The sequence below is a fragment of the Methanothrix sp. genome (assembly GCF_030055635.1).
Lineage (GTDB): Archaea > Halobacteriota > Methanosarcinia > Methanotrichales > Methanotrichaceae > Methanothrix_B.
Window position 1 is genome coordinate 123542 of the sequence record NZ_JASFYM010000002.1, and the last position, 22792, is coordinate 146333.

Genomic DNA, 22792 nt, shown 5'->3' on the forward strand with positions numbered 1-22792 from the left:
ATGCAGGTTAAGGATATAATGACCCCGCCGATAACGATAGACAAGTCTGAGCGTCTCGGGCATGCGCTCGATCTGATGGAGAAGCACGGCACCAGGAGGCTGCTCGTAACAAACAACGGCAAGCTCGGCGGCATAATAACGATGAGGCAGATCGCCAGGGTCCTCGGCACGAGAAGGCGGCTGGGAATGCCAGCCTCCTCACTCCACGTGGCCGCTGCGACGCTTGATGCGGTGATACCGGTGCACCCGGAGATGGGCGTAGAGGAGGCGATACTGCTGCTCCAGAAGACCTCAGTTCTTGTGGTCACGCAGAACGACGAGATCCTGGGATGGGTGAGGCCGAGGGAGATTCTCGCTAACGTCAAGCTCACAGGCGTCTCGAAGGATGCCATGCGCTCGGCCCTTACAGTATCTCCACGGGACAGGCTCATACATGCCAGAAGAATGATGATGGACAGGGATATCGGAAGGCTTCCGGTTCTAGATGGCGGAAAGCTCGTGGGGATCCTCACAGAGAGGGATATAGCAAGAGCTCTTCGGGCATTCCGCGATCTGGTATCATGGCGACAGCAGGAGACCAGGATAAAGAACCTTCTGGTCTCTGATGTGATGACGCATGATGTTAAGTACGTCTATGTGGACACGCCGCTTGAGGAGGTCCGGAGGATCATTCTTGAGGAGAACCGCGGAGGACTTCCGGTGCTCAACAGAGATGGATCGCTTGCCGGCATGATAACCAGGAGGTGCCTCATAGACTACCTGGTCAGGACCAAGGCCCTGGCCGCATAATCCTCTTTTTCAGGGGCTACTGATGGCCAGCCACTCCAGCCTGAAGTCCACGGTTTCCGTGATCCCTGAGCTCCGGGAGGTTCTATGAACCTGAGCAGGGCAGCGAGGAGCCTGGGAGTTCCTGTCGAGAGGCTTGAATCTCTGATGGATGGCATCCTGAAGCTCTCCAGCTGGCCCGAGCCCCGCCTTCTCCGCTTTGAGAAGGGCATATCAGGGGTCGAGCCGGGGACTGTGATATTCGAGAACGGCGATGTCGTCCATGGCTACCCTAAGATAAGGAGGGCGATGATGCTCGGCCCCGCCATCAGGAGGAACTTTCTCGACAGGGTAGCTGTCGAGGAGAAGATGAACGGCTACAACATAAGAGCTGTTTCCATCGACGGGGATGTGTACGCTCTGACCAGGGGAGGATACATATGCCCGTTCTCGACAGAGGTCGTCAGGGAGAGAATAGATCCGGATCTCTTCGAGGATCATCCAGATGTTGTCCTTTGCGGGGAGATGGTCGGTCCGGAGAACCCTTATGTGCCTAAGGATGTGTATCCTGTTGAGAGCATAGACTTCTACCTCTTCGACATCTCAAAGAAGAACTGCCGCTCGATGATGGGCGTTCATGCGACGCATGCTCTTGCAGAGGAGTACGGTGTTAATGTCGTACCGTTCTTCGGCGAGTTCCCTGTGGATAGAGCTGCAGAGGAGATATTTCGCATAATAAAACGGCTGGGAAGAGCGGGAAGGGAGGGCGTCGTTATAAAGGATCCTGAGAATCGAGCGAGCCCGCTGAAGTACACCGCCTCTGAGAGCAACTGCAGCGACCTGGAGTTCGCCTTCAGGTACTACAACGACTATGCTCAGGATTTCTTCCTTTCGAGGGTCGTTCGGGAGGGGTTTCAGTCGGTTGAGTGGAATGAGGACGAGGCGGCACTGAGAGAAAGAGCTTTAAGGCTCGGGGAGAGCATACTGCTGCCGCTCACCGATACGATCCGGAGAAGGATGCAGGGCGAGCAGATCATGCAGCAGGTGCAGATAAGGGTGAGATCGATACAGACCGCGCGCGACTTCGAGCAGCATCTCAGACGAATGGGAACGAAGGCGATATTCGACATACCGGAGCAGGACGGAGACAGGTACGTGGTCAGAATCCTGAAGCAGGTCATGTCCACGAACGACAAGACCCTCGCGGTAATCGAGGGCCAGCCCTGGTGAGTGGAGTTTTTGGAGCTGTTGTTCATATGAGTGAGATATGCGATATAGAGATGGAGGGGCATCTGATCGACTCGCTGATCCTGACAAAGGCGCTCGACAAGATCATGGATATGGGCGGCGAGTTCGAGATAAAGGAGTTCACTGTGGGCAAGAGAAAGGACGAGCCGAGCCATGTCAGGCTCACGCTTATCGGTAAGGATCCAGCGCACCTCAACCAGATCCTGGAGGCTCTGAACGCGCTGGGCGCGAGGCTCGTGGACTCAGAGGATGTCAGGCTTGAGCCGGCGCCCAGCGACATGGTGGTTCCGAGGGGTTTCTACTCGACCACAAACCATCCAACGTATATCAGGCTCAGAGGAACGTGGATCCCTGTTGAGGGGAGCAGGATGGACTGTCTCATTGTGGTATCAGGCAGCAGCGCGCGATGCACTCCGATACACCACATAAAAAAAGGAGACATGGTCGTCGTGGGGACCACCGGCGTGAAGGTCGTGCCTCCCGAGCGACCCCGCGAGAAATCGTTCTTCGGCTTCATGAGGAATGAGGTATCCTCGGAGCGTCCGAGCGTGGAGATCGTGAGGCAGATCGCAGCGGAGATAGTCTCGACAAAGAGGAAGGGCGGAAGGATCGCTGCGATCTGCGGCCCAGCGGTCGTCCACACAGGCGCTGCGCCTGCGCTTGCCCAGCTGATCAGAGATGGGTACATAGATGTCCTCCTCTCAGGAAATGCGCTCGCTGTTCACGACATAGAGAGACAGCTCTTCGGCACAAGCCTAGGAATGGACATGAGGGGTAACGCGACCTCAGGGGGTCACAGAAACCACCTTTACGCGATAAGCGAGATCATCGCCAGCGGCTCGATAGAGAACGCGATAAAGGAGGGCAAGATCAGGGGCGGCATAATGTACGAGTGCATTAAAAAAGGAATACCCTTCGTGCTTGCCGGCTCGATAAGAGACGACGGGCCGCTTCCTGAGGTCATAACAGACACTGTCAGGGCGAAGGATGCGATGGCAGAGGCACTGAAAGGGGTTGATATGGCGCTTATGATGGCGACGATGCTCCACTCGATCGCGACCGGGAACCTCCTGCCGTCGTATGTCAAGACGCTCTGCGTCGATATCAACCCCGCAACCGTCACGAAGCTCATGGACAGGGGCACAGCCCAGGCGATAGGCCTGGTCACAGATGTCGGGACGTTCCTGCCGATGCTTGCGGAGGAGATCAGGAAGGCAGGCGGCGGATCGCAGATCGGGTAGCCTTCCAGTACTCCCAGAAACAGGCCCGTGGAGATGGAGATGTGCAAGTATATCCTCTCCATCATAAGAGCAGAGCTGCTGCAGAACGCTGACGCCAAGACACTGGAGTCTGCACAGCGCTTCTTCAGAGAGCCTGTGAAGCTCTACGGTGTAAGGACGCCCGTGGTCAGGGAGATCGCAAGGCGTCATTTCAAGAGCATCCGCCATCTGGATAAAACGGATATCTTCGAGCTCTGTGAGGACCTTCTGGAGACGGATTACACAGAGGATGCGATCGTGGCGTTCGACTGGTCTTACGCCCTCCGCAGGAGCTACGAGCCCCAGGATTTTCATGTCTTCGAGCGCTGGGTGGGAGCTTACATCAACAACTGGGTCAAGTGCGACACCTTCTGCAACCACTCGCTCGGAACGTTCGTCGAGATGTATCCACAGCATATTGAGCGGTTGAAGAGATGGCCTGCATCAGAGAACCGCTGGGTGCGCAGGGCCGCGGCCGCGACCATGATAATACCAGCGCGCAGGGGTCTGTTCCTAAGCGATGTGCTCGAGATCGCTGATCTGCTTCTCAGAGACACTGATGATATGGTCCAGAAGGGCTGCGGCTGGCTCCTCAAGGAGGCCAGCAGATGCCACCAGCAGGAGGTCTTCCATTTCATCATGTCCCGGAAGGGCGAGATGGCCAGGACAACGCTGCGCTACGCCATCGAGAAGATGCCTCCGGATATGAGAAGGATGGCGATGGAGAGGTAGACAGACATCAAAACAGCCATCCCCTCGACAGGGCTCAGCTCGCATTGGGTGCACCTCCACCTATCGCTCATCCAGTTTTGAGATGACCATGAGATCCCTGAAGGCTATGCATCATCCCTGCACATGGACGGGCTCCGAGCGCATCCGAGGATCACATCCACATCACGCTCGGAAGCAGGCTCATCTGCAGCTCGAGCTCTGCAAGCTGGTGGTGGACATCTTTGTTTTTCAGGACCGATTCCAGATGATAAAGCCTAGCTACGACATCGAGGATTTTCACATCATTCTCTCCGCTCTTCGGCCTCACAGGGGAGTAGTAGATGTACCCGTGCTCTCTTTCCGCCTCGACGCCGAAGAAATCCCTGTCTGAGAAACCTCTGAACTCCGTGATCACAGGCTTGTATATGCTTCTGAGCCTGGGGAGGTAGTAGTCCTCCAGGATCTTCTGGACCATCCTGTTCTCGACATCCCTCAGTGATACCCTTATGTATCCCTGTCCGTGAATGTATTTCGAGTAGAAGACATTGTATCCAACCCTTGAGGTGATATCCACCTGGAGCATCAGGCGCATCTCCATATCGTCCCCAAGGGCTCTCAGGCTGTCGTTGAGGAAGTACCGGACCTCAAGCACGATGCCCTTCTCAAAGACAATCACCATGATGCTCTCGTCCTCAGAGGGCGCGAGGAACCTTATGGACTCGGGACGCCATCCGAATATTCTCTCAACATCATCCATGGCGGGCTCAGAGCGCGAAATCTCACGGAGCCCGCGGATCAGATCTCCTAAGGTCTCCATCAGGGCAACTCCCAAATCGAGCTTGTTCGAGCAGATCAGACTCTCTGCACGCCTCTGTGATAAAGGTTGTGCATTTACGGCCGGATTCCAATTATCATCTCCACCACCCATCAGAGGTGTCTGTATGCTCGTGCACTCGTATCGGTGAAACCAACAGCAATAACCCTCTGGACACATGTGGTACTTGGACGTGGATGGCATTATAGGCAGTTCAGCAATTCGAGCCCGCGAACTGCCTGCACTCATGCACGGAAAAGCCATCGTAGAAATTGAATAATAATATTAATAAATTTTTAAATTATTATCTCTACCAAAACCAGGTATACATTTGCTGAGCAGGAAGGTATATATATAACATACTAATAATCATTACCCAATAAGCAAATGTGGTGAGTAGCGATGATTTCGAGAAGGGGGGTAAGCTCAGTTCTGCCTCTCTGGCTGGCGATTTTGATCCTGGTTGCATCAGCGGATGCTGCCACTTATACGGTATGCCCATATGGCTGTACCAACAGCAGCATACAGGATGCCATCAACCATGCCAGCCCGGGAGACACCATCGTGGTATATTCCGGAACGTACAACGAGAACGTGATGGTGAACAAGCCGCTGAAGCTGGTGGGCATCAACAATCCCACCATCAAAGCACTCAATCCAGCAGAAAACGCTGTGTCGGTCACCGGCTCCGGTGTGGTTCTGACCGGCTTCACGATCACCGGCGCATCGACCGGCAACGGCATAGATGTTTCGAACACAAGCCCGCTGATATTCTACAACAACATCGAGGGCAACGGTGTGGGCCTCAGAAACACCCTGGCGTCAACGATCCTCTCGAGGGCATGCTTCTGGGGCGCTGGTGGAGTTGGGAGAGATAAGGGCAAGCCTGTGAGCCCGAACAACGTTGTGATCGGCTCAGTGGATTATGCCCCGTGGCTCACGGCCAGAACCATAAACGGAAAGATAACAAACGCATCTCCTGTGGTCTTCGACAATCCCGATGCCGGTATCAGGGTCGAGCTGAGGGGAATTGTGTACAGCGGGACAATAATGGGCAGCGCCGCCTACATGCCTGGCGAGGAGCCATATGATGCATCGAAACTGCCTGCCATACCGATCAGGTACTTTGATGTCATACTGACAGGCAATCCGGGCGGCGAGGCCACCATAACCGCATCATACGCTGATGCGGATCTCGCATACGTTGCCGAGAACTCGCTCAACCTCTACGTCTGGGATGGCAACAACTGGATCGCGGCCAGGAATACAGTTGTAAATGCGGCGGAGAACCGTGTGAGCGGAAAGTTCTCAGCATCTCTGCTCACAGGATCACCGGTTGCTCTCGCAGGCAAGGATTACAGTGTTACAATAGATCCAGCATCGAGCCCGGTTCCGTATACGAGCAAGCCAGTTCTCACAACATTCCAGGTTGAGTCGATATGGGATCTGCTGACAGCAGAGTACAGGATCGATGGCGGTAACTGGAATATAATAAGCACAGGCATAGGCGCCAAGAGCTGGTACTATCCCGGATGGTCGATGACAGATGATGAATGGGCCAAGCTTGGGGCTGGCAGTCACGTCATAACGTTCAGGTTCACAAGAGCCGGTGCGCCCGATATCACTGAGACCTGGATGTTCGTCAAGTCCATGGACACCAGTCTGGTGAGACTCATAACTCCGAACGGTGGGGAGGTCCTGAAGAGGCAGATCCCGTTCACGATAACCTGGACAATGCCATCGTCAGCGTCCGTATCTGGAGTGGTGCTCTCGTACTCGACGGACGGAGGAAAGACATTCCCGCACACGATAGCGAGCATAATGGGACCTGCGACGAGCTTCAGCTGGCGGCCGCCGAACATAGCAACAACACAGGCGCGCGTCAAGGTCACGGTGATCTACGAGACCGGCGCCCAGGCGTCTGACACGAGCGACGGAGACTTCACGATACAGAAGGGATACTCCTTCACGGCGTGGAGGCCGGACTTCGGAGGGTACTACACATCGTTCAGAGCCTGGCTCAAACCGCCTTACTCGTTCAGGGCAGGATGGTAGGGATCTGTGGCCGCCCACAGATCCAATCTTATTTTTATAGAAAATTTTTTAAAACTACTTTGATGGAAAGCATTCTTCGACATGCATCCTCGAACAGGAGGTTAATAGAAATCCTCGGGCGATCCTTCAACAGGTGGAAACTCTACGTCATCCAAGCGGGATCAGCAGCACCGCTGACAACACAGCGGCAAGCATCATCGCCCTCCCGATGAGTGAGATCGCCGAGGAGATATCCTCGCTCTCCGGATCCCGGCCCTCGTCCAGTATCGTGTAAACCCCTGGCTTCTCCATTCTCGTGCCAAGAGCGCCAGCGGCTGCTGCCATCGGCCAGCCGGAGTTCGGGCTGGGAGTGACAGAGCGGTATCGCATGCATGCCCGGAGGATGTCCTGGGCTTTAGTGGGCGAGGCTATCATGATCAGCGGCAGGCTAAGCCTGGCTGGGATCCAGTTCAGGATGTCGTCAAGCCGGGCGGGGACGTACCCGATCTCGCGGAGCTCCTCGGTCCGGTATCCGAGCATGCTGTCCATCGTGCTCACGGCCTTGAACGCAAGCGCGGCCTCCACGCCGGCGCCTAAATATGAGAAGAGCACGTAGTAGAAGAGAGGCGAGACGATCGTATCGACGTAGTTCTCGGACAGCGACTCTATGACTGCGGATCTGGCCTGTGCGTGTGTGAGGTTCAGAGGATTCCTGCTCACCAGGGCCGGAAGGAGGCGCTTTGCGGCATCGAGGTCCTCATCGATGAGACGGCCTATCTCTCTGGATGTGGAGATCAGGCTCCTGAAGGCGAATGTAGATTTCAAAAGGTATGAGGAGGAGATAAGAGCGAGGAGATCGCCCATAAGCCGGTGCCCGGCGAGATCTCCAAGGGCGTATGCGATGTGGATGAGAGCAACGCCAGCGAGCACGGCTCCTGTGATCACAACAACCGAGATCACCAGCCCTGAGATCTTCCTCCGCGGCACCATCCGCCTGAGACGATCCACTGCCTTTCCGATTATCACCACAGGGTGAAGCGCGGCTGGCGGCTCCCCCAGGATGATATCGATCAGGAGCGCCAGGATGAGGACTGAAAGCGGGGGTGGCTCGATAATTTCTGTGATCATGTCTGAGATCTGACCCTCCTCCAAACGGCCTCCAGCTCATCACCTCTCATCAGAGCCTCAACAACCTCTGCTGCGACATCAACTCTGTGAAGCATGGTGCAGCCATCACATCTCCACACACCATCAATCATGCAGCCAAGCGATTCGTCGAGGCATGGATAGAAGGGGCAGAAGCAGAATGTGCAGTCCTGACCCTCGAAGTGGCAGGGGTAACGATCGCAGCTCTCCCTCATGCACCCTCCAGGATATTCTTGAAGGCGAGGACCAGCCTCTCGTTCTCCTCCCTCCTGCGCACAGCAACCCTCACGTATCCGTCAAGACCGAATGATCTGCAGTCCCTTATGAGAATGCCCTCATGTAGCATCCTCTCCGCAACTTCTCCCGAATTAAGACCTGTGCTCCTCACATCAACGAGCATGAAGTTCGTGCTGCTCCTCAGCGGTCTCAATCCAATGCTTCTCAGAGCATCACTCAGCCACTCAAGCTCTTTGATGATAACCTGCCTGCTCCTCTCGAGAAACTCCACATTCTTCAGAAGATGAACGGCGACTGCAGATGCTATCGAGCTTATCGACCATGGTATCCGTGCTCTGTTCATTATCTCCGCAAGCTCTCTGTTCGTGACTGCGAATCCGAGCCGCAGCCCCGGGACGCCAAATGATTTGGTGAGGGATCTCATGACCACCAGTCCCTCCATATCGGGAGCGAGGTCTGCAAGGCTCTGATCAGGATCGGAGAGCTCTATGAAGGCCTCATCGACGAGAAGAAATACCCCGCAGTCATCACAGCGTTCTGCAAGCCTCATGATCTCCTCTCTATATGTGAGAACCCCTGTGGGATTGTTCGGGTTGCAGAAGAACGCTGCTTTCGCACCCCTCAAAAGCGGTTCATCGAATACCGAATTGAGATCCTTCGGATCCTCAAGACCAAGATCTGTTCTGACGATCTGTGCGCCAGCAAGCCTTGACTGGGTCTCGTACTCGCCGAAGGTGGGGGAGGGTATGAGCGCAACCTCGCCGTCATCAATACAGACCTCAGAGAATATTCTTATTATCTCAGATGATCCGTTTCCGGGGACAATATTCTCCGGATCCACTCCGACGAATGATGCTGCAGCCTCCCTGAAATCGCTGTATGTGATATCTGGATAATGGCATATGTTTTTCAGCTCCTGCATCACGAGATCCTCTAAGGGAGGGGAGCCGAGGGGGTTGATGCTGGCGCTGAAATCCAGAATCTCCATGCCGAGTGCTCTGGACATCTCACGTACCCTGCCACCGTGCTGGCATGGCTCTGTCGCCGCAAAGCTTCTGCGAACTCTCATCCAGAGCCCGTCAGATCTCAACAATTTGAACCTGGCGGATGCATCAGAAGAGCCATTCGACAGAGCTGAACAATGGAGAGGCATGGTCTCGAATCTGCCTCAAAATATCCACCGCCCTCGATGGCCACACCGGATACTCAGAGCCACTGCACCTATCGCACTGTCGATGCAGTTGCTTTATCGGTGTGTAATTGAATAACTGAATGAATGACCGAACATCGATAGGATGCGCCTGTTCAATGCTTCGCGGCACATTCTGTCAGCCTCTTGTGATTCAACCCATCAATAATGAGCCCGGGGCAGATACGTCGAGCGGTCAGAACTCCTCGATTGATACGGCATGCTTACGCAGCAAAACGAGATCCCAGAGGGCATTGCTCAACTCGCGATCCATGCATGTAGCACCAAATACCTCTATATTCACAGAGAGAATTGTGTATGGTATGCAACATCTCATTGTAGGTATCTTCTGACGAGAGTGAGGATGACGGGAAATTTGGGGAAACACATTATTTTGCTCTAAATCAAAAAATTTGGGATTGTTATTAATATATGTGTGATAAGACCATATTCAATGCGATACTTATTACTATTTTTATTATATAATTTTGTTTTGAATATATTAAACGGTGTTATCAATTTTATAAAACAATAACCCGCCGAAAGGGTTTTATGTACTTCGCGCATAGGGTGAGCTGCATATACAGGAAAGGAGGCCAAGAACCCAATGGCAAAGCTCGAGGGCAGCTTTACAGTTGAGGACATGAAGAATGTCCAGATCAACATAGGGGCTGTCGTTAAGGAGGAGGAGGAATGGGACCAGCCGATGGGTCCGTTCCCGAAGCCACAGATCGCAACCCTGCGCGACTGGGACTTCAAGATTTTGAACCGTTACAGAATATTCTACGCGCCTGCAGACGATACCTGTACACTGTGTACATACGGCCCATGTGACCTCACCGGCAACAAGCGTGGAGCATGCGGCATAAACATGGAGGGGACGTGCGGAAAGATCGTTCTAGTCGCATGCCTGATGGGCACATGTGCTCACACCGCACATGGAATACATCTGTATCACTGGGTGATGGATCGCTTCGGCGATATGAAGTTCGATATGGGGTCAGAGATCCTCTATGATGCGCCGATATACCAGACGGTCATGGGTAAGAAGCCCAGGACGCTGAAGGAGTTCGGAGAGGGGCTTACATACATTGAGGAGCAGGTTGCAAATCTCCTCGCGGCAACACACACCGGCCAGGAAGGCAGCTACACGGATTTCGAGTCCAAGGCACTGCATGCAGGAATGCTGGACATGCTCGGAATGGAGATCTGCGATATGCTCCAGGTAGTGGCCTACGACATGCCGCGCGGTGATCCGAATGCTCCCCTCGTTGAGATCGGAATGGGGACCCTCGATCAGAACAAGGCTGTGCTGATCGCATACGGTCATAACCTGGCGGCAGGTGCCGAGGCGATGGTCTACATCGAGAACAACAAACTCTGGGACAAGGTGGATATTGGAGGCGTCTGCTGTACAGCCCACGACCTGACGAGGATCACCGAGGCCGGGAATCCGTCGATTCTGCCGCAGAATCTCGGACCCAAGGCGAAGGTCGCCGGCGCGATCGGATGGTGGCGGAAGATGGTCAGGGCCGGCATCATGGATGTGGTGATGGTCGATGAGCAGTGCGTGTGGTGTGATACGCTTAAGGACTGCGAGGAGCGCAAGATCCCCGTCATCGCAACCACCGACAAGATAATGTACGGTCTGAAGGACAGGACAAATGATCCAGTCGATGCCATAGTTGATGATCTCGCTAACTTCAGGGTGCCGGGCGTTGTTATACTTGACCCGATGAAGGCAGGTGAGGTTGGCGTCAAGACAGCGATTGCTGTTAAGCCGAAGCGCGCTGAGATTAAGGCTAAAAGCATTCTTACAGAAGAGGAGTTCAAGAAGCTGGTCTCGAGCTGTACCAAGTGCAACGAGTGCGCTTTCGTCTGCCCACCACACATAAGAATAAGCCATCTCATGGAGGAAGCAGCCAAAGGCAACCTCGAGCCGTTCTCCTCCACGTACGAGGTCTGCGTTGGCTGTGGCAGATGCGAGCAGGTCTGCAGGCAGGATCTCCCGATACTCAAGATGTATGAGTATGCCAACAGGGAGTACATAAAGAACCAGAAGTTCAAGATGAGGGCAGGCAGAGGTCCGGCAAAGGATACAGAGATCAGGACAGTTGGTGCTCCAATCGTCCTTGGCACGATACCTGGCGTTATTGCGCTGGTCGGATGCAGCAACTATCCGAATGGCACAAAGGAGGCATATGACATCGCCAAGGAGTTCGTCGACCGTGGCTACATTGTTGTGACCTCCGGATGCATGGCAATGGACATGTCCCTCTACACAAACGAGGAGGGCAAGACCATATGGGAGCAGTACCCGGGTGGCTTTGATGGCAGGAACATATGCAACGTGGGTTCATGCGTAGCCAACTCGCATATAGGCGGAGCTGCGATCAAGGTCGCCACGATATTCGCCCACAGGAATCACAGGGCTAACTGGGATGATATCGCGGATTACATCCTCTCCAAGGTCGGAGCGTGCGGCATTGCGTGGGGTGCATACTCGCAGAAGGCTGCATCCATTGCCACGGGATGTAACAGACTTGGCGTGCCTGTTGTTGTGCAGCCGCACTCTGTGATATACCGCAGGGCGTTCCTGGGCAGGGCGGATGTACCTGAGGACTGGGTCGTCATAGATGCAAGAGATGGCTCCAAGGTGAGGGTCGAGCCTGCTCCTGAGCATCTGTTATACGTGGCGGAGACAAAGGAGGAGGCCATGCTGATGATGGCCAAGCTCTGCTTCAGGCCCAGCGACAACTCCATGGGCAGGATGATCAAGCTGACCCACTACTGCGACATATCCATGAAGTACTTCGGCAAGCTGCCTGATGACTGGCCGGTATATGTCAGGCACGCATCCGAGATTCCGCTCGCCTGGAAGGATCAGATGATGAAGGAGCTCGAGGAGAAGTACGGCTGGAAGATCGACTGGAAGGGGAAGAAGATCATCGAGGGTCCGCTCAGGCCGGCGGATGTGAGCTTCGATCCGACCAACATCGAGAGGAAGATTAGGGTCAGGAAGTGAGGGAAATGGCAGTCGATACAACCAAAAACCCCATACCTTTTGAGATGGCCCAGATCCCGGGGCCTGAGATGGCAAAGGCCTATCCTGTGAAGGTCATAGGCGCCATCATAAAGAAGGCCAAGAGGCCGCTGCTGGTCGTGGGAGGAGAGCTCTTCGACGACCCGATCATGTTCGACAAGGCGATAGAGATCGCCAAGGCGAAGAACATGACCATCGCAGCGACAGCTCACACGATCAAGGGCTTCATCGAGAGAGGGTACACGACGAACGTCTATCAGATCGGCCTGCATCCTCTGACTAACTACCTCCGGTTCAAGGACTGGAAGGGCCTGGATGGGCAGGGACACTACGATGTGGTCATCTTCATGGGTATCTTCTACAAGTTCGCCAACGCCATGTTCTCCGCGCTGAAGCACTTCAACAGGGACATCAAGCGCATCTCCATTGACAGGTACTACCATGTCAACGCTGATATGACATTCGGGAACCTGGCGTTCGACTCTGCAGGATACCACGAGGCGATCGATGAGCTGATTGCAATACTGAAGAAGTGATGTGAATAACAATTCCAAAATTTATTTTGGTATTAGGAGAGGTGTAGAAATGGCTGAAGAGATTCAACTGGACATATCCCCGATGTACGAGGGGGAGCGCATAAGGAAGGAAGACCTGTGGGTAGAGATGGGCGGACCGAAGGCAGACGGATTCGAGCTGACACTGGCCGCCTCGATGGACGAGGTAGAGGACGGGAAGGTCACGATCATCGGGCCTGACCTGAAGGATGTCAAGGAGGGCTCAACGATCCCCTTCGGCATGATATTCAAGGTCGCAGGCGAGAAGATCGAGAAGGACCTGGAGTCGATCATAGAGAGGCGCAACCACGCTCTGCTCTCCTACATAAGCGGCCTCATGCACCTCAACCAGAGGTACGATATCTGGATGAGGCTGGGCAAGAGCCTCCAGAAGAAGGGCGTCACATCATGGGAGCAGATATTCAAGCCTGTCATCAACCTGTACAAGGCCGAGATGCCCTTCATCGAGAAGATGGAGGTCACAATCGTCACGGACCCGGCGAAGGTAAAGGAGGAGCTGGAGAAGGCGATGAAGGTCTACAAGGCGAGGGACGAGAGGGCGAAGGGTCTGCACGATGAAGACGTGGATGTCTTCTATGGCTGCACTCTCTGCCAGGCGTTCGCCCCCACAAGCGCATGCGTTGTGACGCCCGACAGGCCTTCGCTCTGCGGTGCCATCACATGGTTCGATGGCCGCGCTGCGTCCAAGGTCGACCCGGAGGGCCCGCAGTTCCCGATACCCAAGGAGGGGCTGAAGGACCCGATCACTGGAGAGTATGAGAGCATCAACCAGATGGCTGCAAAGAGATCCGGCGGCGAGTACACGGTGATGAAGCTGTACACCTTCTTCGATGCACCACACACCTCATGCGGCTGCTTCGAGACGATCGGCTTCTACATGCCTGAGGTCGACGGAATAGGGATCGCGGACCGCGACTTCAAGGGCGCTGCTCCTAATGGCCTGCCGTTCTCGACCATGGCCGGACAGACAGGCGGCGGCAAGCAGGTCGTCGGCTTCCTCGGAATGGGAGTTCTCTACTACTTCTCCCCGAAGTTCCTCCAGGCAGATGGCGGCTGGCGCAGGATAGTCTGGATGTCCAAGAGGCTCAAGGAGAGGGTGAAGGAAGGAATACCCGCGGAGATGTACGACAAGATCGCCACCGAGGACGATGCCAAGGATCTAGAGTCCCTGAAGAGGTTCCTGCTCAAGGTCGACCATCCTGTCGTGACGGGTGTTGTGAGGCCTGTTGACGGCAAGAAGATCACCGAGGGCTGGAAGTTTGAGGAGATAACAGACGAGCTCAAGGAGAAGGTCATCGCCTTCATCGAGAAGTATGGAGGAGAGATCGATACAGACAACGTGAAGAACGAGCTCCTCATGAGCGAGGGGCAGTTCATGCAGGTTGTCGAGGCACTCCAGGCCGATGGCGTGCTAGAGTGAGTTGGAGGATTTTGAAATGGCCAAGCTGGTATTGAAGAAGAAGGAGGCGGCTGCGCCCGCGGCCGCTCCTGCTGCCGCAGCCCCTGCGGCTGCCGCACCTGCTGGAGCTCCGGCGTTCGCCATGCCCGCGGCCGGCGGTGCTGGCATAAAGCTGGTGCTGAAGGACGCGAAGATAACAATAGACAAGGTGGTTCTGGCGAAGTAGAACACCTGTCTCCTCTATATTTTTGCTGAGGGAGATTGAGAGGGAGGTTTTGGATATGGCCAAGTTAGTGCTCAAGAAGAAGGAAGCTGCTGCACCCGCAGCTGCTCCCGCGGCTGCTCCCGCATCTGCGGCTGCCGCACCTGCTGCACCGATGTTTGCGCCCGCTGCTGGTTCTCAGGGAATCATCCTGGAGCTCAGAGGTGCGACTGTACATATTCAGGAAGTAGTCATCAAGCAGAAGAAGTAAGGAAGGCTAGATCTTGGGGAGAGTAATAGCGATAACAGGGAAGGGCGGTACTGGCAAGACTGCAGTCGCCGCTCTTCTGGTCAGGTATCTGATCAAGAGCGGCAGGAAATACCGTGTTCTGGTGATCGATGCAGATCCAGATTCGAACCTCGCTGATGCTCTGGGCGTGGAGGTCACGAAGACCGTTGGGGATATGAGGGAGTTCATGCAGGAGGCCAGGTACACCACACCGCCGGACACGGACAAGGAGAGGCTCTTCGAGGCGAAGATCTTCGAGATCCTTGTCGAGGAGAACGGCTACGATCTTCTGGTCATGGGCAAACCCGAGGGCTCTGGATGCTACTGTTTTGTCAACAACCTTCTCAGGGGCATAATGGACAGGCTGATAGATCAGTACGACATCACAATCATAGACACCGCTGCAGGCCTGGAGCACTTCAGCAGGAAGGTGATCCCTGACCTGGACTCTTTGATCGTGGTCACTGACTCCTCCAGGCGTGGTCTCACCACAGGTGAGCGGATAAGGGAGCTGGCCTCGGAGCTGGGTCTGAAGTACAACAACCTCTACGTCATCGCAAACAAGGTGACAGAGGGCAATAAGGAGAAGATCATCGAGAACGCCAGGTCCGTCAGCCTCAATGTTATCGGCACAATCCCCTATGATGAGAGGTTAGCCAGCTTCGATCTGGTGGGAGACCCATTGATCAACCTGCCTGACGATACGCCCGCGGTGAAGGAGATCGAGGAGCATGTCGTCAAGGCTCTTGGTATTTGAAGGGTGATTTATATGGCAGAGGAGAAGAAGATCAAGTTGTCAGATCTGAACAAGACTTTGGCGGAATACGGCGTTGAGGCCATCGAGGGAGTATCCATCGAGGGCGATATAGAGATCGAGATAGATACCGGGGCTGCCGGCATAGGGCCGCTCTTCGCCTACTACTTCGGCCAGGAGGTTGCCCAGATCGCAGTGCAGCTCGTCAAGTTCGCCAGGAGCATGGGATATCCGGTAGATGCTCTGCTCCAGCCTGCCGCAGTTGCGCATGCGATAGCTCCAGCCCCTGCTGAGGTCGTAGAGGCCGCAGCCAAGGTACCGGAGTGGAAGGTCGCCACAAGCCTGGTCCAGGCGAAGTTCCAGGTCGGAATCGACGAGACCTGGAAGTATCCGATCCAGGAGGTCACGCTTGGAGCCACGAAGGCAGATGGCGGAAGCAGAGGTCACACGATCAAGATAGGCGGAGAGAAGGCGCTGCCGTTCTTCTACGATGCGCCGATGCCGCACAGGCCCGTGGTCACGATGGACGTCTTCGACATGCCCATCGGAATGGCAAAGGCGGTCAAGATGCACTATGAGGATGTCGTCAATGATCCCGGCGAGTGGGCGAAGAAGGCTGTAACAAAGTTCGGCGCTGATCTCGTCACAATACACCTCATAAGCACAGATCCCCTCCTGAAGGATACACCTCCCAGAGAGGCAGCCAAGACGGTCGAGGAGGTCCTCCAGGCTGTGGACGTTCCGATATGCATCGGCGGCTCCGGCAACCCGGACAAGGATCCTGAGGTCCTCAAGGCTGCTGCAGAGGTCGCACAGGGCGAGCGCGCGCTGATCGCAAGCGCCAACCTGAACATGGACTGGGAGAAGATCGGGAGGGCGTGTGTGGACAATGGTCATGTATGCCTGGCATGGACGCAGCTCGAGATCAACTCCCAGAAGGAGCTCAACAGGAAGCTCATGAAGGTCGCCGGAGTGCCGAGGGAGTCCATAGTTATGGATCCGACAACGGCTGCCCTCGCATACGGTCTCGACTTCGCGTACACCAACATGGAGCGCATAAGGCTCGGAGCGCTGAAGGGCGACGAGGAGCTCACATTCCCGATGTCCTCAGGCACTACAAACGCATGGGGCGTCAGGGAGGCCTGGATGGTCCGCTCGCCCAACAAGGAGGACTCGGACTGGGGCGACAGGATGCTCAGAGGCCCGATCTGGGAGATCATCACCGGATTCTCGCTTGCGATGGCAGGCGTTGATCTGTTCATGATGATGCATCCTCTTGCGGTCGCATACCTCCAGGAGATCACTCAGACTCTCATGGGACTGATAGATGCGCAGACTCCTGATTTAACCAACTGGGTCAAGATGGAGGTCTGATAGCGATGAAGGAAAAGAGCCCCCTAAACCTTTACAAGCATCTGCCTCAGACCAACTGCGGAAAGTGCGGGCTGCAGACGTGCATGGCATTTGCAGCAGCTCTTATCGACAGGTCCAAGCGCGTCGAGGAGTGCACACCGCTGGTTGAGGATAAAAAGTACGCGAAGAAGTATGAGACCCTCAAGTCGATAGTTGCCCCTGAGATAAGGCTCGTCTATGTGGGCACAGGCGAGAAGGAGCTGAAGGTCGGCGGCGAGGATGTCATGTACCGCCACCAGATGACGTTCTTCAACAAGCCGCCATTCGCATACGATGTCACTGATACAATGGACGAGGCAGCTCTCGTCGAGCGCGTGAAGAAGATCAGCACGTGGAAGAAGTTCTACATAGGCAAGTGGGAGCGCGTGGAGATGATCGCGGTCCGGTCGACCTCTGGCGATCCCGCGAAGTTCGCCGCGTGCGTGAAGAAGGTGATGGAGACCACAGACTATCCGATGATACTCTGCTCCTTCGATCCGAAGGTCCTGAGGGCCGGCCTCGAGGTCGCAGCGAAGACCAGGCCTCTGGTTTATGCAGCGAACAAGGAGAACTGGCAGGAGGTCGCGAAGCTCGTCCACGAGTTCAACGTGCCCGTTGTTCTCAGCGTGCCCTTCGATCTTGACGGCCTCAAGTCGATGGCGCTGACGTTCGAGCAGATGGGCATCCACGATCTCATCCTGGATTTCGGAACAGCGCCCAACGGCAAGAAGCTCCAGGAGTCGCTGCACAACCTCCTCAAGCTCAGAAGGGCGGCGCTCGAGGAGGGCCAGAGGGATATCGCCTATCCGACGATCGCCCTGCCGATCAACGCATGGTTCACCACCAAGGACCCGGTGAGGGCTGCGTACTGGGAGTCCATCCTCACAGCGACATTCGTCATACGCGGCGCCTCTATAATGATCAAGCACTGCATCGAGCCGCACTGCGTGATGCCTGACATGCACCTCAGGTATAACATCTACACCGACCCGAGGAGACCTGTCCAGGTCAAGCCCGGCATCTACAAGGTCGGCAACCCCACAGAGGAGTCGCCGGTCTTTGTCACGACGAACTTCGCCCTCACCTACTACACAGTCGAGTCGGATGTCGCCTCGAACAACATCGATGCCTACATAATGTCCATCAACACAGACGGTATCGGTGTGCAGGCATCGGTCGCAGGCGGCCAGCTGAACCCGCAGAAGATCGTCGATGCGTTCAAGGAGGCCGACTTCGACCTCACAAAGATGAAGTATCCGTCGATCGTTCTGCCAGGTATGGCCGCGAAGTTCAGCGGCGAGCTCGAGGACCTCTTCGGAGGAAAGGTGAAGATCCTGGTGGGACCAGAGGATTCCGGACGCATAGTCGACTGGATGAAGAGCTACTGGCCACCGAAGTGAAGCCCAGGGGGTTGAAGCCCCCTGTCGCTTTCTGTTTCTTTTTGTATTCCAATACACCCTGTCCACATGGTCTCATGCTGCTGATTCTGCTTCTCGGCTTTTCCGGCTGTAGAAGATGCGATTCCTGAGATGGCGTCGAGGGCCGCATCTTCCTGCGAAATGACGATCTATAGGAGCTGATAGGCCATCAGAACATGGGTTTTATGTACATCCTCTGACAAGCACCTCCCATGGAACCAGCTGGGATGTTGGAGAGGCTTCATGCAAAGGTCGATGAGCAGCCTTTCGCACGAAGGCTTGGTATGAGGCTTGTTGAGCTAAGGGAGGGATACTCGAAGGTCGAGATGGAGCCATCTGGTGATAACAGGAACTTCTTCGGAACAGTCCATGGTGGGGCGATATTCTCCCTGATAGACCAGGCGTTCGGTGCAGCTGCAAACTCTCACGGAACAGTCGCTGTGGCGATAAGCGTGACCGTGGACTACATTCGTCCCGCGGCTCCGGATGAGACGCTCTATGCTGAGGCCAGAGAGATCAGCAGAACAAGGCGGATCTCAACATACAACATCGAGGTCAGAAACCAGGACGGAGAGCTGAAGGCCGCATGCCTTGCGATGGCATACCGGAGGGACGAGAAAATCCAGTTCGAGTGATAGATAGTAACAGTGCGCAAGCTCCGGCCTTCAGGCCGGAGAGGGAGTAACGCAGAACCAAACTTGTACGATCTTGAGGTTCACGGTGCGCTGCTCAGCTGAGGATATCACAGTTCAAGCCGTCTCGTCCGCCACAGAAAACTGTATATTATTTGGATGGAATGTGTAGAAGCATAGCTTCCGGATGCAACTCGCATGCGACAGATCTCCCTGCGAGCGCTGAAAGTTTCTGCAGTGAGTGCCCATTCATCATGCATGCCTGTGTTTGTGTGATGGATGATGCGCGTCGCAGAATTCTGAATTCGATGTGATGTGTGCTGGGTTCAAAGCTACCACCAGGGCATGCGGTTCATAATGCTGGAGGTATCTCCGGAAGATCGCGCAGCAGGATGGATGCATCTCATATCTTGCTTGTGGAGGTCACTTGGATGGGATACACCCTGACGGAGAGGATCCTGAGGGATCATCTCGTTGATGGAATGTATGAGCCGGGAAGCGAGATCGGCATAAGGATAGACCAGACCCTGACACAGGATGCGACCGGCACCATGGCCTATCTTCAGTTCGAGTCGATGGGCCTTGAGAGCATAGCCACAGAGCTCTCTGTGAGCTATGTTGATCACAACACGATACAGGTAGGGTTCGAGAACGCGGACGATCACAGGTATCTCCAGTCGGTCGCTGAGCGCTATGGCATATACTTCTCACGCCCGGGTAACGGCATATGCCATCAGGTGCATCTTGAGAGATTCGGGCGCCCCGGAAAGACGCTGCTCGGATCTGACAGCCACACACCAACAGGTGGTGGCCTGGGGATGATAGCAATAGGCGCGGGTGGGCTCGATGTGGCTGTGGCCATGGGTGGCGGGCCTTACTACCTGACAGCCCCAAGGGTGATGGAGGTGCATCTGACAGGAGAACTCCAGCCCTGGGTCACCCCGAAGGATGTCATACTGAAGGTCCTGCAGATCCTCTCGACGAAGGGGAACGTGGGATGGGTCTGCGAGTACACCGGCGATGGAGTTACCGGGCTCACCGTGCCTGACAGAGCCACGATCACAAACATGGGCGCTGAGACCGGAGTCACGACCTCGATATTCCCGAGCGATGAGCAGACCAGAAGGTTTCTCGCAGCCCAGGGGAGGGTAGAGCACTGGGTGCCGCTCTCTCCTGACAGGGATGCCACTTACGATAAAAGCATCGAGATCGATCTCTCTGAGCTCGAGCCGCTTGTTGCAGCGCCCCACAGCCCCGGAAACGTCATCCCTCTGAGCAGGGTGGTGGGCACTCCTGTGGATCAGGTGCTCGTAGGCTCGTGCACCAACTCATCGTACACGGATATGATGACCGTTGCTAATATGGTCAGGGGCAGACATCTCCCTCCAAACGTAAGCTTCGGTGTCGCCCCAGGCTCGAGGCAGGTTCTCAGGATGATGGCCAGGAGCGGCGCGCTCGACGATCTCATAGCCTTTGGCGCCAGGATCCTGGAGAGCGCATGCGGATTCTGCATAGGCAACAGCATGTCGCCCGGCACAGACGCCGTCTCGGTCAGGACGAGCAACAGGAACTTCAAGGGCAGATCCGGAACTCCGAGCGCAAACGTTTACCTGACGAGCCCTGTGGTTGCTGCTGCGGCCGCGATAAAGGGCGAGTTTGTTGACCCGAATGATCTGAACATGGAGTACCCAAAGGTGGAGATGCCTGAGAGGTTTGAGATAGACGACAGCATGATCATCCCACCAAAACCCGCTGCTGATCGGGCGAGGGTTAAGATATTTAGAGGTCCGAACATCGGTGAGCCGCCGAGGAACGCGCCGATGCCTGAGAGCATTACAGGGATAGTCACCATAAAGGTCGAGGACAACATAACGACGGATCACATAATGCCTGCTGGCTCGCGGCTGAAGTACAGGTCGAACGTGCCGAAGTACTCGACATTTGTATTCGAGCCGCTGGATCCGGAGTTTTCCAGAAGAGCTGCTGATCTCCGTGATAAGGGGCTGCACAACATCATTGTGGCGGGTCTGAGCTACGGCCAGGGATCGTCCAGGGAGCACGCTGCGATGTGCCCGATGTATCTCGGCGTTAAGGCGGTCGTGGCGAAATCCATAGAGAGGATACACGCCGCGAATCTCGTGAACTTCGGGATACTGCCGCTCTACTTCGTCCGGGAGTCGGATTACGACATCATCGAGCAGGGCATGAGCATGAGAGTGCCTGGTATCAGAAAGGCGCTGGAGAGCGGGGAGTCTGAGGTGAGGGCGATGGCCGGCGACCGCGAGATCCCGCTCCGGCTGGAGCTTAGCAGGCGGCAGAGGGAGATACTGCTCGCAGGAGGGCTGCTTCCGTACACGGTGAGGGGCGTATCTGCATGAAGGGGGTCTGATGCTTGGAGGCCGCTGAGATACTCTTCTATGTGATAGTGTTCCTGATAGCCTACATGATCGCCAGGATAATCCTGAAGATCATGCGTGGATACTGAGCCCGGCGGGCACCGCCTGTCCGGACCATGGAATATCCGTCACGCGCTGGCATCTGGATGCATTCTTGGATGTGACTTGCTCTCCGGCCTGAAGGCCGGAGTTTGCGCTCTTCTGCTTATCAGCCTATACTTCTGTACAGCGTATCCCTCTGCACCGGTATCCTCCCGTGCTTCTTTATGAGGTCCTGGAACTCATCCGGAGACATGTACTGTCCCTCTCTGGATCCCGCGCATCTGGATATGTTCTCCTCCATGAGCGTCCCGCCGAGATCGTTGGCACCCCATTCTATCGCTGCGCCTGCGACCTCCCTGCCGAGCTTCACCCAGCTCGCCTGGATGTTTGTGATGTACGGATAAAGCGCAACTCTTGCGAGCGCGTGCATCTTGAGATTCTCAAGGATATCCGGAGGTGATGATATCCTTCCGAGCTCTGTGTTCCCGGGGACGAATGGGAGCAGCACGAACTCCGTGAACCCTCCGGTCTCCATCTGTATCGATCTGATCACCTCCAGATGGCTCAATCTCTCCTCGAAGCTCTCGATGTGGCCGTAGAGCATCGTCGAGGTCGTGGGTATGCCCATCGCGTGCGCAGATCTTATTATGAAAGACCATTCTCCGGTGGTGAGCTTGTCCGGACATATCACTTTTCTTACTGAATCGACCAGCAGCTCGGCTGCCGTCCCTGGCATCGAATCGAGACCTGAATCTTTCAAGGAGTGGAGTGCGTCCCTCACATCAACACGGGAGCACCTAGACATGTGCATCACCTCCATGGGCGAGTACGCATGGAGGTGCATCCGGGGGAAGTTTGACTTCAGGATCTCCAGCATCTCGCAGTAGCTCTCCACAGTGAGCCCTGGCGCCAGCCCGCCCTGGAGGCATATCTCGGTAGCACCCATCTGCTCAGCCTCCGCTGCCTTCTGAACGATCTCCTCATGTGTCAGGATGTAACCATCTCTCCTCCTGAACGCGCAGAACCTGCAGCTTCCAACGCAGATGTTGGTGAAGTTGATGTTTCTGTTTATGACGTATGTCACCCTCCTCCCGCAGCAGCTCTCCTGGAGCATGCGGGAGAGGGAGAATAACCTCATCGGGCTCCGCCAGAGGGATCGCATGAGTTCGCGATTCAGATCTGCATGGTCTCTGGAATCGCTCAGGACGGCTTCACAGATGGAATCACTCAGGGACTTCATGATGCGC

Annotated in this window: 20 protein-coding genes; 15 read left to right on the forward strand and 5 right to left on the reverse strand. The window is 55.4% G+C overall.

What is annotated here, in order from left to right:
• From QFX31_RS01570 to QFX31_RS01585, 4 genes are all read left to right on the forward strand, one after another.
• Positions 1-789, forward strand: a complete 789-nt coding sequence (locus QFX31_RS01570; protein WP_348530389.1) for a CBS domain-containing protein — start codon at positions 1-3, stop codon at positions 787-789.
• An 84-nt stretch (positions 790-873) separates the two neighbouring features.
• Positions 874-1995, forward strand: coding sequence for an RNA ligase (locus QFX31_RS01575; protein WP_348530390.1), 1122 nt, complete (start codon positions 874-876; stop codon positions 1993-1995).
• A gap of 26 nt (positions 1996-2021) precedes the next feature.
• Positions 2022-3254 carry a TIGR00300 family protein gene (locus tag QFX31_RS01580; RefSeq protein ID WP_348530391.1) on the forward strand — a complete coding sequence of 411 codons (1233 nt, stop codon included), beginning with the start codon at positions 2022-2024 and terminating at the stop codon, positions 3252-3254.
• A 39-nt stretch (positions 3255-3293) separates the two neighbouring features.
• Positions 3294-4004: a DNA alkylation repair protein gene (locus QFX31_RS01585; protein ID WP_348530392.1), complete on the forward strand. Its 711-nt coding sequence runs from the start codon at positions 3294-3296 to the stop codon at positions 4002-4004.
• A gap of 151 nt (positions 4005-4155) precedes the next feature.
• Here the strand turns inward: QFX31_RS01585 and QFX31_RS01590 are convergent, their stop codons facing one another.
• On the reverse strand, positions 4156-4800 hold the full coding sequence (locus tag QFX31_RS01590; protein ID WP_348530393.1) for a hypothetical protein: 645 nt from the start codon (positions 4798-4800) through the stop codon (positions 4156-4158).
• A gap of 399 nt (positions 4801-5199) precedes the next feature.
• Here QFX31_RS01590 and QFX31_RS01595 point away from each other — a divergent pair, with 399 nt between their 5' ends.
• Positions 5200-6852, forward strand: coding sequence for a hypothetical protein (locus QFX31_RS01595; protein ID WP_348530394.1), 1653 nt, complete (start codon positions 5200-5202; stop codon positions 6850-6852).
• A 147-nt stretch (positions 6853-6999) separates the two neighbouring features.
• Here QFX31_RS01595 and QFX31_RS01600 read toward each other — a convergent pair whose 3' ends face one another.
• Genes QFX31_RS01600 through cobD form a run of 3 tightly spaced genes read right to left on the reverse strand, consistent with a single transcriptional unit; the run spans position 7000 to position 9283 of the window.
• Positions 7000-7959 (reverse strand): cobalamin biosynthesis protein, encoded by a 960-nt coding sequence (locus tag QFX31_RS01600; RefSeq protein WP_348530395.1) that lies wholly within the window; start codon positions 7957-7959, stop codon positions 7000-7002.
• The gene (locus QFX31_RS01605) at positions 7956-8192 is read right to left on the reverse strand and encodes a cysteine-rich small domain-containing protein (RefSeq protein WP_348530396.1); all 237 of its coding nucleotides are present in this window, start codon (positions 8190-8192) and stop codon (positions 7956-7958) included. Before QFX31_RS01605 ends, QFX31_RS01600 begins: the two co-directional genes overlap by 4 nt.
• The gene (gene cobD / locus QFX31_RS01610; RefSeq protein ID WP_348530397.1) at positions 8189-9283 is read right to left on the reverse strand and encodes a threonine-phosphate decarboxylase CobD; all 1095 of its coding nucleotides are present in this window, start codon (positions 9281-9283) and stop codon (positions 8189-8191) included. Before cobD ends, QFX31_RS01605 begins: the two co-directional genes overlap by 4 nt.
• Before the next feature lie 727 nt (positions 9284-10010).
• On the opposite strand from cobD, the gene cdhA reads away from it, so the two are divergent.
• The 10 genes from cdhA (at position 10011) to QFX31_RS01660 (ending at position 21485) form a co-directional block, all read left to right on the forward strand.
• The gene (gene cdhA / locus QFX31_RS01615; protein WP_348530398.1) at positions 10011-12428 is read left to right on the forward strand and encodes a CO dehydrogenase/acetyl-CoA synthase complex subunit alpha; all 2418 of its coding nucleotides are present in this window, start codon (positions 10011-10013) and stop codon (positions 12426-12428) included.
• Between the two features lie 5 nt (positions 12429-12433).
• Positions 12434-12982 (forward strand): CO dehydrogenase/acetyl-CoA synthase complex subunit epsilon, encoded by a 549-nt coding sequence (cdhB, locus tag QFX31_RS01620; protein ID WP_348530399.1) that lies wholly within the window; start codon positions 12434-12436, stop codon positions 12980-12982.
• A 49-nt stretch (positions 12983-13031) separates the two neighbouring features.
• Positions 13032-14441: a CO dehydrogenase/CO-methylating acetyl-CoA synthase complex subunit beta gene (cdhC, locus tag QFX31_RS01625; protein ID WP_348530400.1), complete on the forward strand. Its 1410-nt coding sequence runs from the start codon at positions 13032-13034 to the stop codon at positions 14439-14441.
• A gap of 16 nt (positions 14442-14457) precedes the next feature.
• Positions 14458-14646, forward strand: coding sequence for a hypothetical protein (locus QFX31_RS01630; RefSeq protein ID WP_297757118.1), 189 nt, complete (start codon positions 14458-14460; stop codon positions 14644-14646).
• 55 nt (positions 14647-14701) lie between these two features.
• On the forward strand, positions 14702-14893 hold the full coding sequence (locus QFX31_RS01635) for a hypothetical protein (protein WP_348530401.1): 192 nt from the start codon (positions 14702-14704) through the stop codon (positions 14891-14893).
• 13 nt (positions 14894-14906) lie between these two features.
• Complete coding sequence (locus tag QFX31_RS01640) at positions 14907-15668, forward strand: AAA family ATPase (protein ID WP_348530402.1); 762 nt, start codon at positions 14907-14909, stop codon at positions 15666-15668.
• Between the two features lie 12 nt (positions 15669-15680).
• Entirely contained in the window at positions 15681-17039 is a 1359-nt protein-coding gene (gene cdhD, locus QFX31_RS01645) for a CO dehydrogenase/acetyl-CoA synthase subunit delta (protein WP_348530403.1), read from the forward strand.
• A 5-nt stretch (positions 17040-17044) separates the two neighbouring features.
• The gene (acsC, locus tag QFX31_RS01650; protein WP_348530404.1) at positions 17045-18457 is read left to right on the forward strand and encodes an acetyl-CoA decarbonylase/synthase complex subunit gamma; all 1413 of its coding nucleotides are present in this window, start codon (positions 17045-17047) and stop codon (positions 18455-18457) included.
• A gap of 230 nt (positions 18458-18687) precedes the next feature.
• Complete coding sequence (locus tag QFX31_RS01655; protein ID WP_348530405.1) at positions 18688-19110, forward strand: hotdog fold thioesterase; 423 nt, start codon at positions 18688-18690, stop codon at positions 19108-19110.
• A 428-nt stretch (positions 19111-19538) separates the two neighbouring features.
• Positions 19539-21485, forward strand: a complete 1947-nt coding sequence (locus tag QFX31_RS01660; protein WP_348530406.1) for an aconitate hydratase — start codon at positions 19539-19541, stop codon at positions 21483-21485.
• Positions 21486-21711: 226 nt separating this feature from the next.
• Here the strand turns inward: QFX31_RS01660 and cofH are convergent, their stop codons facing one another.
• Complete coding sequence (gene cofH, locus QFX31_RS01665) at positions 21712-22785, reverse strand: 5-amino-6-(D-ribitylamino)uracil--L-tyrosine 4-hydroxyphenyl transferase CofH (RefSeq protein WP_348530407.1); 1074 nt, start codon at positions 22783-22785, stop codon at positions 21712-21714.
• Positions 22786-22792: the final 7 nt, after the last annotated feature.

Excerpts from the sequence above, each read along its gene's own strand:
- QFX31_RS01630 (WP_297757118.1), top strand. The coding sequence starts at position 14,458 with ATGGCCAAGCTGGTATTGAAGAAGAAGGAGGCGGCTGCGCCCGCGGCC.
- cofH (WP_348530407.1), bottom strand. The coding sequence starts at position 22,785 with ATGAAGTCCCTGAGTGATTCCATCTGTGAAGCCGTCCTGAGCGATTCC.
- QFX31_RS01595 (WP_348530394.1), top strand. The coding sequence starts at position 5,200 with ATGATTTCGAGAAGGGGGGTAAGCTCAGTTCTGCCTCTCTGGCTGGCG.
- QFX31_RS01635 (WP_348530401.1), top strand. The coding sequence starts at position 14,702 with ATGGCCAAGTTAGTGCTCAAGAAGAAGGAAGCTGCTGCACCCGCAGCT.
- cdhA (WP_348530398.1), top strand. The coding sequence starts at position 10,011 with ATGGCAAAGCTCGAGGGCAGCTTTACAGTTGAGGACATGAAGAATGTC.
- QFX31_RS01590 (WP_348530393.1), bottom strand. The coding sequence starts at position 4,800 with ATGGAGACCTTAGGAGATCTGATCCGCGGGCTCCGTGAGATTTCGCGC.
- cobD (WP_348530397.1), bottom strand. The coding sequence starts at position 9,283 with ATGAGAGTTCGCAGAAGCTTTGCGGCGACAGAGCCATGCCAGCACGGT.
- QFX31_RS01580 (WP_348530391.1), top strand. The coding sequence starts at position 2,022 with ATGAGTGAGATATGCGATATAGAGATGGAGGGGCATCTGATCGACTCG.
- QFX31_RS01660 (WP_348530406.1), top strand. The coding sequence starts at position 19,539 with ATGGGATACACCCTGACGGAGAGGATCCTGAGGGATCATCTCGTTGAT.
- QFX31_RS01605 (WP_348530396.1), bottom strand. The coding sequence starts at position 8,192 with ATGAGGGAGAGCTGCGATCGTTACCCCTGCCACTTCGAGGGTCAGGAC.
- cdhC (WP_348530400.1), top strand. The coding sequence starts at position 13,032 with ATGGCTGAAGAGATTCAACTGGACATATCCCCGATGTACGAGGGGGAG.
- QFX31_RS01655 (WP_348530405.1), top strand. The coding sequence starts at position 18,688 with ATGGAACCAGCTGGGATGTTGGAGAGGCTTCATGCAAAGGTCGATGAG.
- QFX31_RS01575 (WP_348530390.1), top strand. The coding sequence starts at position 874 with ATGAACCTGAGCAGGGCAGCGAGGAGCCTGGGAGTTCCTGTCGAGAGG.
- QFX31_RS01600 (WP_348530395.1), bottom strand. The coding sequence starts at position 7,959 with ATGATCACAGAAATTATCGAGCCACCCCCGCTTTCAGTCCTCATCCTG.
- QFX31_RS01570 (WP_348530389.1), top strand. The coding sequence starts at position 1 with ATGCAGGTTAAGGATATAATGACCCCGCCGATAACGATAGACAAGTCT.
- cdhB (WP_348530399.1), top strand. The coding sequence starts at position 12,434 with ATGGCAGTCGATACAACCAAAAACCCCATACCTTTTGAGATGGCCCAG.
- cdhD (WP_348530403.1), top strand. The coding sequence starts at position 15,681 with ATGGCAGAGGAGAAGAAGATCAAGTTGTCAGATCTGAACAAGACTTTG.
- QFX31_RS01585 (WP_348530392.1), top strand. The coding sequence starts at position 3,294 with ATGTGCAAGTATATCCTCTCCATCATAAGAGCAGAGCTGCTGCAGAAC.
- acsC (WP_348530404.1), top strand. The coding sequence starts at position 17,045 with ATGAAGGAAAAGAGCCCCCTAAACCTTTACAAGCATCTGCCTCAGACC.